The organism is Streptomyces sp. AC550_RSS872 (assembly GCF_019049285.1).
GTDB lineage: Bacteria > Actinomycetota > Actinomycetes > Streptomycetales > Streptomycetaceae > Streptomyces.
Genome location: NZ_JAGMUL010000026.1, coordinates 385,548 through 397,548, shown reverse-complemented (window position 1 = coordinate 397,548; position 12,001 = coordinate 385,548). Strand labels below are relative to the sequence as shown.

8 protein-coding genes and 1 pseudogene are annotated in these 12,001 nt (G+C 68.4%); 1 reads left to right on the top strand and 8 read right to left on the bottom strand.

From position 1 onward, the window contains the following. Positions 1–272 precede the first annotated feature (272 nt). From KUM44_RS13480 to KUM44_RS13450, 7 genes and pseudogenes are all read right to left on the bottom strand, one after another. Positions 273–1,649 (bottom strand): glycoside hydrolase family 43 protein, encoded by a 1,377-nt coding sequence (locus KUM44_RS13480; RefSeq protein ID WP_217208060.1) that lies wholly within the window; start codon positions 1,647–1,649, stop codon positions 273–275. Between the two features lie 256 nt (positions 1,650–1,905). Further along, on the bottom strand, positions 1,906–3,471 hold the full coding sequence (locus KUM44_RS13475; RefSeq protein ID WP_217208059.1) for an alpha-L-arabinofuranosidase B: 1,566 nt from the start codon (positions 3,469–3,471) through the stop codon (positions 1,906–1,908). A gap of 370 nt (positions 3,472–3,841) precedes the next feature. Then, a complete protein-coding gene (locus KUM44_RS13470) occupies positions 3,842–5,269 on the bottom strand; it encodes a glycoside hydrolase family 43 protein (RefSeq protein WP_217208058.1) in 1,428 nt (475 codons plus the stop codon). 693 nt (positions 5,270–5,962) lie between these two features. Further along, positions 5,963–6,345 (bottom strand): annotated as a pseudogene (locus KUM44_RS13465) (transcriptional regulator); the annotation flags it as partial. A gap of 290 nt (positions 6,346–6,635) precedes the next feature. Beyond that, entirely contained in the window at positions 6,636–8,102 is a 1,467-nt protein-coding gene (locus tag KUM44_RS13460) for an alginate lyase family protein (RefSeq protein ID WP_308402600.1), read from the bottom strand. A gap of 845 nt (positions 8,103–8,947) precedes the next feature. Then, positions 8,948–9,169, bottom strand: a complete 222-nt coding sequence (locus KUM44_RS13455; protein WP_217208057.1) for a hypothetical protein — start codon at positions 9,167–9,169, stop codon at positions 8,948–8,950. A 440-nt stretch (positions 9,170–9,609) separates the two neighbouring features. Beyond that, entirely contained in the window at positions 9,610–9,735 is a 126-nt protein-coding gene (locus KUM44_RS13450) for a hypothetical protein (protein ID WP_374202035.1), read from the bottom strand. 307 nt (positions 9,736–10,042) lie between these two features. Between KUM44_RS13450 and KUM44_RS13445 the strand changes: the two genes are divergently transcribed. After that, on the top strand, positions 10,043–11,377 hold the full coding sequence (locus KUM44_RS13445) for a DUF5685 family protein (protein ID WP_374202032.1): 1,335 nt from the start codon (positions 10,043–10,045) through the stop codon (positions 11,375–11,377). A gap of 285 nt (positions 11,378–11,662) precedes the next feature. On the opposite strand, the gene KUM44_RS45350 is transcribed toward KUM44_RS13445, so the two are convergent. Continuing rightward, positions 11,663–11,869, bottom strand: coding sequence for a hypothetical protein (locus KUM44_RS45350; RefSeq protein WP_254389422.1), 207 nt, complete (start codon positions 11,867–11,869; stop codon positions 11,663–11,665). Between the last annotated feature and the right edge of the window lie 132 nt (positions 11,870–12,001).

The window sequence follows — 12,001 nt, the reverse complement described above, 5'->3', positions numbered from 1 at the left end:
CGCACCATCACGTGACCATGCCCGCGCCCGTGCAAACCGGCGCCCACCAGCAGCTTCGAGTACTTGTTCGGCGGCTGGGAACGTGTCGATGAGATGGCGGTGATCGCGGGCCGGCATGGCCTCGTCGGCGATCACCACCCTGAGCGCCATGAGGAATTCGGCCGGCTGGGTGTCCTTCAGGAACACCCGGGTTACAGGACCGGGTTCCTGATATCCCTGGCCGGAATCAACCGACGGCGTCCTCCTCTGTGCAGGCCCCGTGGTGTGTTGCCTCAGTACCAGACGGAAAACGTGGCGTCAGCCCTGCCGACGGCGGTGAAGATCGGGTCGATGCGCAGCACGTAGTCGTAGTGCCGGATGTAGCGGTCCGGGTGGTTGTGAGAGCGGAACGACGACCAGGACGGGTCGGCGAGCCCGGCGGTCTTGTGGAAGGTGGCGTCCTGGGCGAACTTCGTGGTGCCGTCGTTGACGTCCAGTCGCAGCTGGTAGTAGGAGTGCCGCAGGTAGCGGGTGGGTTGGTTGACGGACTGGAAGGAGACGCCGGAGGAGTCGGCCAGGCCCGGCACCAGCTTCCACTGCGAGTCGGTGTAGGGGTCGAAGGGATACTGGTCGATGCGGCCGATGGAGTCGGCGTGCCGCCAGTATCTGTCGGGGAAGTTGTAGGATTTCAGCCGGTTCCAGGCGGGCTTGCCCCACTTGGCGACCATGTTGTCGTATACCGTCTGGGGGATGGTCTGGATGGTGGCGTGTTTGGAGTTCAGCGGCTGGGTGTAGACGCGCCGGCCGGTGGCGGTCCAGCTGCCGGTGGAAAGGTCGCTGGTCTGCCAGGCGTAGAACACCGCGTTGGCGTCGCCCCACAGGTACCAGGTGCCGGAAGCCTGGGCGAGGATCGGGGCCTCGATGCCTCCTTGCGGCGCCAGGCCAGAGGTGTAGACGGTGAAGCTGCCGGGCTTGAGGGAGGTGGACTTCGCCCCCACGAGGCTGTTGCGGGCCTTGAAGTACAGGTAGTTGACGCCGTTCACGTTCATGGCCAGGGAGCCGTCGATCACGTCGTAGCCCGGGTCGAAGAAGACCTGCGGCGATGTCACCGTCTTGAAGTCCGTGGTGTAGTTCACCATGATCACGTTGTGTCCGCTGCTGTTGACGGACGAGTAGATGATGGCGTATTGGCCGCGGGAGGCGTCCCAGAAGGCTTCGGGTGCCCAGCTGTGGGTGGCCATCGAGTGCAGTTTCAGCAGGCGGTAGTTGTCGAAGGAACGCAGATCGGCGGAGTCCCAGACGTGGATGACCTGGCTCTGCTTGGTCCAGTCTGTTCCCTTCAGGTCGGTCGCCATGACGACGAAGGTGCCGTCCCGCTTGTGCAGGATGAAGGGGTCGCGCAGACCACCGTCGCCCCCGGTCGGGGTCACGACGGGGTTGTTCTGGTTCAGCGGCATCCACTGGAGCCCGTCGGTGCTGACCGCGAGGTGCAGGCCGTAGTTGGTACCGAGGCCTCTGCGTGACTCGGTGAAGTAGCCCATGACGAACGGGGAGGCCGTCGCGGCGCTCGCGGACCGGCTGCCGATGGTCAGCGCACCGGTCATGGACAGCGGCACGGCCGCGGCCATGCCGAGGAACAGCCGGCGCGACGGCTGGGGGGTTGCGCTCATCTGATGCCTCCAAGGCGTAGGGAAAGAAGGGCTTCGCGGGATCTGTCGCCGACCGTCTGCGGGACCGCCTGGCCCGACATCGCTCCGCCCTGCGGCAACGCCCGCAACGCCCAACGACCGTTCGCCCGCCTGGCACACCCCGACGAGCAGGACACGCGGCTCCTGCGGGCGATCACGATGGACGGCACGGCCTTGGGCGGCTCCCGAACCCGTGAGCGGCCCGGCCTGGGGGGGCGCCCACGGGTTCGGTCCCTCGTCAGCTCCAGGGAGATGCGGTGAGCCAACTGGTGTCGGCGGCCCAACTGGTCTTGTTGTCCCAGACGTTGGAGCCGCCGTTACTGGCTACGTAGGCCGTGTAGGCGTAGTGGCGGAGGTACTTCGTCGGGAAGTTGACGGACTGGAAGGAGGTGCCCTGCCCGCTGTTGCCCGCGGTGGGGCAGAAGGTGACGTCCTTCGCGAACCCGGGCTCGCCGTTGTCGGTCTTCAGGTAGAGCTCGTAGTTGCGGTGGCGCAGGAACTGGCCGGGCTTGCTGGCGGACTCGAAGGAGAGGCAGGAGCTATTGGCCAGGCCGGCACGGACGATCCAGGTGGCGGCGGCCTTGTCGGTGGCCGCGCTGGTGGAGTTGACCTTGGAGATGCCGACCTTGGCGTCGGCGCCGTTGTGGCGCAGGTAGTGCGAGGTGCAGCAGGGGTCGGTGGTGGCCTTCAGGGAGATCCGGGAGCCGGGCGTCAGCGAGCCGGTGCTGGTCGAGCCGCTGTTGTAGCCGGCGGCGGTGATGTTGGCCTGTACGGCGTTCTCGATGGCGTCCGAGGGGTAGCCCGAGGTCATGACGCCTTCGTAGAAGGTGCCGGCGCCGGTGTTGCTGTTGTCGCCGCCGATGCCGAGGATGATCGCGCCTTGCTTCTTCATCGGGTTGTAGCCGGGGGCGTTGGGGCGTACGCCGCTGTAGTAGGTGGACAGGCTGCCCGACCGGGCGTCGCCGCCGCGGATGGCCCACTTGTTCGGGCCGCCCTTCAGCGTGGCGGTCAGGAACCGGTGGCTGACGGAGGGAATGTCGTTGAAGCGGGGGTTGACCCCGGAGAACAGGCCGTTCTCCATGTCGGCCATGACCCAGGGGCCGTTGCCGCTGCCGGTGCCCCAGCCCCTGCTGTTGCCGAAGTAGATGGCCTCCATGGTGCCGTTGCCCTCGTTGTGGCCGGTCGTCTCGGCGTTGCCGTAGTCGAAGCAGCAGCCGGCGTTGTAGTGCGTGCCGTCGAGGACCGCGTACATGCCCTCGGGCTGGTCGCCGGTGGCGATGCCGTTGGTGTTGTTGTTCCGGTAGCCGGTACCGGGGGCCACGTAGACGCCGTACGCCTTGTGGCCGCCGACGGTGACCGGCGCCTCGAAGGCGTTGGCCAGGTTGTCGTTCCCATCCGGGGCCGGCCCGGGCCATTGTCCCTTGAGCGCCTGGGTGAGCTTGTTGCCCTTGCCGGACTGGTCGTAGATGACGGTGATGAGGCAGCTGGTCTTCGCGCAGAAGGCATCCTGCGCGGCGGCGTTGGCGTATCCGCCGGCGCTCAGCAGGCCGATGTCCTTGGTCGCGTTGTCGGAGGCACGCTTGACCTGGTACAGCGGGCCGTTGTACCCCCCGTACAGAGCGCGAGTGGTGCTGTGCGCGGCGACGCAGGGGGTGCCGCCCGCGGCGTAGATGTCGCACGGCCCCTGGGTGGCGGCCTGCGAGGTGGTGGCCGTCGCGGTGAGCAGGCCGGCGGTGAGCACGGCGGTGGCACCCGCCGCGAGGAGCGCACGTTTGGCGCGGCGGATCCACGGTGGCTTGGTCATGAGAACTCCTTCACCAGGTGGGGGGTGATGTGAGCGTCGGCGAACCCCCGGTGCCCGGCTGTGCGGACGGTGCGGGTTGCGTTGACGCCTCCGTGCCGGTGCGGCTTAGGCCGTTTCGGCACCGGATTCGGGGCGGGCTGCTCATCAGCTCCGGGTAGGAGGGGACGGCGACGAACTGGGGGGTCGCGTCATTGGGCTTGAGACAAAGCTCGAATGTGTCTCCCCTGCCCGCCGTCACATCGTCGCCGTCGTCGTCGCCGTCGCCGTCGCACGAGCGCGGAATGCGGGAAGACACGGCGCCCGGCGGCGGATGTCAGGGGATGATGCCGACGTCTTCCGCTGGAGCGCCGGCATCCCTGTCGGGGTTGGGTCAGCTCGTCACACGGAAGGTGGCGTCGCCGCGGGCCGTCGCGGTGGTGATCGGGTCGAGCCGCAGCTCGTACGCATAGTGGCGGATATAGCGGTCCGGGTAGTTGTACGACTGGAAGGACGACGAGGTCGAGTCGGCGAGGCCGGCGACCTGGCGGAAGGTGGCGTCGGCGGCGAACTGGCTGCTGCCGTCGTTGTGGGCGAGCTGGAAGTCGTAGCCGGAGTGCCGCAGGAAGTAGCCGGGCATGTTCACCGACTCGAAGGAGACGGTGCCGGAGCCTGCCAGGCCGGGCCGCGGCCGGAACTGGGCGTCGTCGGCGGGGCTGACGTTCGGGTCGATGCGCACGTCCAAGTTGGTGTGCCGCACGTACCGGTCCTGGAAGTTGTACGACTGTAGCCGCTTGGCCGGGGTGTTGGGCCAGCGGGCGAGCACGCGGCTCTCCTCGGCAGCCGTGAGGGTCATGATCGCACCGTGGCGCTTCGGGGTGCCGCCCATGTCGTAGCTGGTCGACGGCTGAAGCCGGTAGCTGCCGACGCTGAACGGGTTGGTCGTCAGGATCGGCCTGTACTCGCGTACGCCGTTCGGGCTGTTGTGGTCGATGTAGAGGGCCCACTCATTGCGGTCTCTGAACTTCATCCACACCGGGCCTTCGACCACATTGCCGGTGAGGCCGATGCTGGAGAGGTCGCCGAGCTTGGTCCACGTCCCCAGGATCGAGTTGCTGCCCTCGACCGTGTTCTGGCCGTCGCCGGAGACCCGCACGTAGCGGTAGTTGCCGACACCGGAGGGCACCTCGGTCATCTGGGTGTCGACGACCGGCGTGGTGCCAGGTGGGTCGATCCAGATCTGCGGGGTGGTGATGGTGCGGAAGTCCTTGGTGCGGGCGTAGTAGATGCGGTACTTGAACACGCCGTTCACCGTGGCGTTCGTCGCCCAGTACAGGACGTAGTCGTTGGTCTCGGGGTTGAACATCGCCTCCGGCGCCCACGCGTTCTTCCCGCCGGGGATCAGTCCGGCGGCGTTGAGCAGCCACGGCTTCGACCAGGTCACCAGGTCCGTCGACTCCCACACCACGAAGCGGGGGCTGCCGTTGGTGTACGTCGAGCCGCAGCGGATGCACAGGTCGGTCGCGATGATCCAGTACTTGCTGCCGTCGGGAGAGCGCACCAACGCGGGGTCACGCACCCCCTTCGTGCCGATCTTGGAGTTCAGGACCGGCGCTCCGCCGTTGAGGTCGTTCCAGTGCATGCCGTCCGTGCTGTGCGCGAGGTACAACATCTGACCGGTCGCGGAATCGCCGGTGAAGTGCACCATCAGGTAGCCGGGGTCGGCGGCGGCCGCCCGCTGGGGTGCGGTCAGGGCTTGACCTGTGAAGAGCAGGCAGACGGCGAGCAGTATCACCGACAGCCGGGCGCGAAGCGCGGACATGTGGATCTCCTGACGGCGGGGCCGGACACACGAGCCGGTGCGTCGGTGGTGTGACGGCCTGTGGGGTGACGGATGGGGGGTGACGGATTGAGGGGGGACGGATTGAGGGGCGGACAGATTGAGGGGACGGAATTGTCGGGTGGCATCAGGGGTGTCGCCGTAGCGAGGCAGCCGTAATACGGAGCCGCCGATATGGCTGGCCAACTCGCTGACTGGCCAGCCGAGTTGTGCGATATATCGAACGGTGTTCGTAAGATCGAGCAGACATTAAGTGCGGGAAACAGGGCGCGTCAATACATCTGACATCCGTAGTCCCTCGAATCCGACTCGATACAACGGATGTCTGGCTTGACTGTCAGGCCACATACTCGGACACCGATCCGGCAAGGCAAGAAATTTTCGCCGCAAGACTAGACAGAAGTAACGTTCGCAGCCATTAATACATCCCATGTATCGGTGAGGCGGACCGATGGGGGCCAGGGGCCGAGAGCCTGTTGCGTGCCGCACCCGACCGCCGGACATGCTGCTGTCAGGGGGACTCATCAGTGCCAGTAGTGGTCGTCCAACCCTCGCGATATTCAGCGGGCAGGGCTGGATGCCCAGCTCCCAGCAGGGTCTGCTCCCCGTCGCCCGGGATCGTCAGGCTCTCGTACGAGAAGTCGAGCAGGCCCGCCACCGGGTGCCGGATGCGCATACGGCGGTCCACGACAAGGCCGGGGTGCGGTCCATGCCGTCCAGCAGGAGCTGGACGCCCGGGCGGACGCAGGGGCTCGAGGGGTCTTCGGCCCGTCTGCGGGGGCGGGCCACGGCGTGGAGGTAGGAGCACTCCGTCTCGTCCGGCTGCGGCACGCGCGCGATGGCGTCCAGCACGGATTCCGAGACTCCCCCGGGCTGCGTCCGGGAGGGACCTCCAGGCCCCCGGCCCAGCTCCAGCCGATGTAGTAGTGGACGCTCACTCCGGCCAACTGCGCCGCCTCCTCCCGGCGCAGGCCGAGCACGCGGCGCCGCCCGTGCGAGGGCAGCCCCACCCCCTCCGGCTGGATGCGAGCGCGGCGCGAGCGCAGGAAGTCTCCGATGGAGCGCCCCCTCCGGTGTCTGGTCGTCGTGGTGTGTGCCGGTCCTGTTGACGGGGTCAGGGTCTGGCCCGGGTAGGCCCCCCGCTGGGGTGCCGAAGGTGTCGCGGCCGTAGTACACGCCCTGCCGGACTCATCGGCGTATGGCCGGCCGATGCCGCCCTTGCCGGCGCCGGCCACGCGGACGTCGGCCCTGCCGTCGGCGTTGAAGTCGCAGGCCGCCGGCAGGGCTCTGCCCAGGTCGTCCGGCCTCGGCAGAGCCCAGCTTTGAAGCGGCCCTTCCAGCGGAGCGATTAGGCGTCCCGTCCCGTGCGGCCGCGACGACGCAGTAGCAGCAGGCCGCCCGCGACGGCGGTGATGCCGGTCGCGGCGGTCCAGGCGGTGAGGTCCGAGGAGCCGGTGGCGGCCAGGTCGCCGCTGTCCCTGCCGCCCTGGGGGCTGGCGGAGGGTGACGGTGTGGCGTGCGCGGCGCCGGCGGCGGAGGCCGAGGGTGAAGGGGGAGAGGAGGCCGGGGCCTTCGGCTTCGCGGAGCGGTCGCGGGTGAACGCCAGGGTGCCGAAGCCGAGTTCGTCGAAGCCGCCGCTGTTCGGGCCGTAGTCTCCGCCGCCTCCCTCGCCTCCCTCGCGCCTGACGCGGGCCACCATCTCGCCGGTGTTCGGCATGGCCATGCCGCGCCTGTTGGCGTAGTGGTTGTAGACCCGCTCCCAGACCGGGCGTCCACCGCCACGGCCGTGTTCGGAGATGACGGTCTGCGGCGATTCCACGCAGTGCGCGCCGTTTCTCCAGGTGTAGGTGGTGTACGGCACGTCGTAGCCCAGGTTGTACCGGGCGACGTACTCGCACGCCTTGCGGAACCTGGAGTCGTCCGCACCGTAGAGGTCGACGCCCTGGTTCCAGGCCATCTCGCAGATGGTTCCCATCAGGCCGATGCCCATCATGGAGTGGGCCTGGTCGCGCCCGCTCTCCTGCCACTGGGCCAGGCCCACGTCTTCGTAGACGTAGGGGATCGCCTTGGCCAGCGAGCCGTTGCCTTCGCCGTTGTGGAAGTAGTCCACCGTCTCGTTGAACTTGGCCCGGTCGTCGCAGAGGATCCCGATGGCCATGATCGAGGCCATGGTGCACAGGTCCCAGTTCGCCCAGTAGTGGCCGATGCAATTGGTCTCGCGGTACATCATGTGGCGGTTCATCGGATAGAAGTGCTTGACCAGCATGTCCTGGAAACGGGCCAGGTCGAAGCCGGGGTAGCCGCGCATGAGCTCGCCGACGTTGGCGAACTGGTACCCGTAGATGCCCGCCAGAAGCACGACTTCGGAGCCTCCGCCGATGCCCTTCAGCGTCCCCGACCAGGTGTTGCAGATGTCCCGCGCGGTGTCGGCGTGTGCGGTGTCGCCGGTGATCTTCCAGCGCAGCGCGTTCTGGTAGGCGGCGTGGATGTCGCGGTAAAGGGCCCCGTAGTTCTGGGCGCCGCCCCCTCCCCGGGTGGGGGTCGCCTGCGAATTGGGCCGCCATGTGCTCTGCGAGTGGCGGTTGGCGGTGAGCTTGGCGAAGCCGGCCGTGTACGGGGCGGCGCCCGCCTTCACCTTGGCCGCCATGCGGTCGAGGTCGGCCCGGGTGTGGAGCATCCCGGGGTGCGCGAAGGCGGCACCTGCCGCTGAGGCCGGGGCCGCGGGGAGGGCGGCTCCGACGGTGGCCGCGCCCGCGGCCGTACCGGCGATCTTCAGTATGCTCCGGCGACTGATCTCTGCTCTCTCTGCTCTCACGTGCTCGGTCCTCAGGTGTGGGGGGGCGTCCGATGCGTAGCGTACGAACAGGAGACGGGCGGGCCCGCGGGCGATAACAGAAAAGTGGGTCTTCACGCCCCAGGAAACTGATCGGAACCAAACCGAGGCAGCCGAGACTGCTGGCCGTCGTGCAAGTTGTGCCAGCCCTCGATGAAGTCGAAGATCGCAGAGGGCGGGAGGAGGACCCGCTGGGCCGGGGGGTGATTCTCCCGCCGCAGCGTGGCTGTCGGAGTCCCTGGGGTGATCTGACCGACCGAGCGGTAAACACGCCCGCCCCACTTTCTGGCGCCGGGACCACCCATGACCACCCACATCGAGAGACTCATCCAGCAGCTCGACGACCCGACCGGCCCGTCGTACGACGCCCGCGCAGAACTGATCGGCATCGGCTCCGACGCCATCCCCGCCATCATCGACGGACTGCCTCGCCTTCGCCGTCCCGGCCGGCCTGCTCGAACCCGGCGCACCGCGATGCTCCTGCGGCCAGCCGACCCGCCGCGCCACGCCGCAATCCGATCGCGCCCACGCCGCCTGCTCATCGAGCACCGAGCACCACGACCGACTCACCAGGCCACGCGACACCGCCAACTGCGAAACTGCCCGGAGTCGTGCTACTCGATCCGGACGCGCAAGACCACGGCGCAGTGCCGGGCGATCGCCCGTGCTGGGGGTCGTACGGCCGGATCCAGTCGAACGAGTGCCGCAGCAAGCTCGACCAGGTCGCGGAAGGCTGCGGCCCCCCCTGGTACGCGTTAAGGTACGGGGCCAAACCGGGCATGGCGGAGCCTGAACCCACCGCTCCACCCGCCCCACCTCACCTCACCTCAGAGGTCGTCGCCCGCAGCCTCGTCACGCTGCTGGTGAGCCCGCCTTCGGGCGACACCGATCGCTACTCCGAATCCCATACCGAGGGCGATCCCGATGCCCACGTTGTCCGCGAGCACCCCGATCGAGATGCCCATGCAGGCGCCCAGGGACATCCAGACCGCGAGCTCATTGTCAGCGGACGCACCGCTGGGCGCGTCCCCGTCTCCCCGTTTCGTCATACGATCATTCTCCATGACGGGGTCACCCCCCCCGAGTCGGCACCGTGCTCCTCCATGGGTCCAGCCGCAGGACTCGTACTGCGGTGTCGGTACCGACACCGACGCCAGCCACGCGAACCCGCCGACCAACGACTGCCGTTCGGCCCCATATGCGCGCATGCAGTGGACGCCGGGGTGTTACTGGCGAATGCCCACTTCCCTGCCCGAGTCCGACGACGTTTTCCGAGATCTCGCCAAATCCGCTGCCGAGGCACGCTCGTTGGGGCACTCAACGATGCCCCCCACGGACTCCTCAGCATCGCCCACCACGAGAGTCCCGCACGCCATCTCCTGGACACGGCAACTTCCGCTACTTGCTCGTCCGCAAGACGACGTTCGTGAAGTACGCGCAGGGCTTCGTGGTCCTGCCCCCGTTCGGCCCGTCGCACTTGAGCTCGGCGCTACGACGGGATCGCGGCGCCAGGGCCCGGATCGCCGTGCTCCGGCTCTGCGGGCGCCTCAGCGAGCTGCTCGCGCACGTAGTTCCACACCACCGCGATCAGAGCCGTGACCGGGACAGCGAACAAGCTGCCGACGATGCCCGCCAGGTGAGCCGTCTGTCGACTGGAACTCCTCCCCCACCTACCGTGCGCACGTGTGGTTGCAGTTCCCGTTTTTGAGTTGTGCGGTACCGCGACAAGACCTCAGGACAAACGCTTGTACGGACAGGCTTTAGCATGTCGCCCGTCGGGTGACGGGCGCTCTTGCGTTCTGCATTGTCGTGCCTCAAGTGCGGCGGCGCGCGTCCGGCTGTGTCCTGGCAGCAGTGTCTACGGGGGGAAAACTTCGATGTTCGGAATCATCAGGCCATGCCGTCATCGCCTGGGCGAGGGCATGCGTACCGAGTGGATGGCGCATCTGTGCGGGCTGTGTCTGGCGCTGCGCGGCGAGTACGGGCAGTTCGCACGGGTGGCCACCAACTACGACGGCCTGATCGTCTCGGTGCTGACCGAGGCCCAGTCGCAGCGCAGTGGCGAGTGGCGGCGAGGTGCCGGTCCGTGTCCGTTGCGCGGGATGCGTTCGGCGGATGTGGCGCAGGGTGAGGGCGCCCGGCTAGCGGCGACGGTGTCGCTGGTGCTGGCCTCGGCGAAGGTACATGACCATGTCGCCGACGGTGACGGTCTGTTGGGCCGCCGCCCGGTGACGCTGGCGGCGCGCAGGATCGCGGACGGCTGGGAGCGTGCCGGTGCCGCGGGCGGCGCACGGCTCGGCTTCGACACCGCGGTGCTGCTCGGCGCGGTCGCACGGCAGTCGGAGATCGAGCGGCTGACCGGTCACGGTGACTCGCTTCTTACGGTCACGGAACCGACGGAGACGGCAACCGCCGCCGCCTTCGCGCACACCGCGGTGCTCGCCGAACGCCCGACAAACGCCAAGCCGCTCGCGGAGGCCGGCCGTCTGTTCGGCCGGCTGGCGCATCTGCTCGACGCGGTGGAGGATCTGGACAGGGACAAGGCGGCCGGCGCGTGGAACCCGATCACCGTGACCGGCGCCGACCGCACCGAGGTGCGCCGGCTCTGCGACGACGCGGTCCACGGGATCCGACTCGCCTTGTCCGACGCCGAGTTCGTCGACGGGCGGCTGGTACGGGCGCTGCTGGGCGGCGAGTTGGAGCGTGCCGTCGACCGTGTCTTCGACCCCCGGCATCGTCACCACCAGCACCGCCACCAGGCACGGGGCCCGCGCGTGCTTCCCTGGCTGGGACACCGTACTGCGACGGAAACGCCTTCGGGGGCCGGCACGGGCACGGACTGCGGCGTCGGGGCGCTGACGGGCACCGTCCCGGAGGGGGCCTCGATGGCGTCGGGCCGGCCCGCGGAGGAGGAATGTCGGCGGTGTGGCCAGTGGCGCCAGTTGTGCCGTGATTGCAGGTTGTGTTTCAACTGCTGCACCTGCAACGAGGATGAGGGCCCGGATGACGCAGAGCCCTGGCAGTTCGGTGACGGCAACCGTAGCGACAGCTTTCGCCGGGACGGTTCCGGCCGGGACGCTTCCGGGGGCGAGGGCTGGTCCGGCGGACCGAGCGGCGGCAACCCGGGCAGTACGTCCGGCGGTTCGGGCTCGGGCGGTCGGGGGTCCGGTGGTTCCGGTGGTGACTCGGGTGACGGCTGCTGCGGTGGCCCGGGCTGCTGCAACCCGTGCAAGTGCTGCTGCGACTGCTGCGACTGAATGACGGATGAGCCGGGAGCATCCCCGGCTCCCGGAAGGGGAAGCGGATGCGGATGCGGAGACACCTCACCAAGCCGTGCCACCGAGTCATCGACCCTCAAGCGGCACTGATCATTGTTCAGGCCACGGGGCGGACCTGGATGCCGCTGCGCGCTGCCGCTGTGCCCTGCCTCGGGTCCGAACGCCGCACTGCCTAAGCCACGTAGGCGGTACCCATACGCGGTCCGCTCCCGGCAGGGGGCGGACCGGACCGCGTGGGCTTCTTGCGCTGTGCTCTGTGTGCGGCTATGCGCGGGAGCCGGCGAGTTGCACTGTCCTGGCGCGCGGTGCCGCGCTGACAGGCAGCACGGTTCCGGTGACGGCGAGCAGCGTGGACATGCCCGGCGATGCCACCAGCGGCTGCACGACCTGGATCCCCGGTTCACTCAGGACGACCCCCGGATCGGCCAGGTGACCGGCGAGTTGTCCCGCGGTCTCCGGGACGAGTCCCATGCCGCCGTCTGCGGCGGCGCACGGCGCGGAACAGTTCCTCGGGCGGACCCGCCTTGAGACAATCGCATCCGCGCAGGTCAAAACGGCACCTTTCTGCTATCGGTGCGTCAGATCGCCCGGTTCCGCTGAATA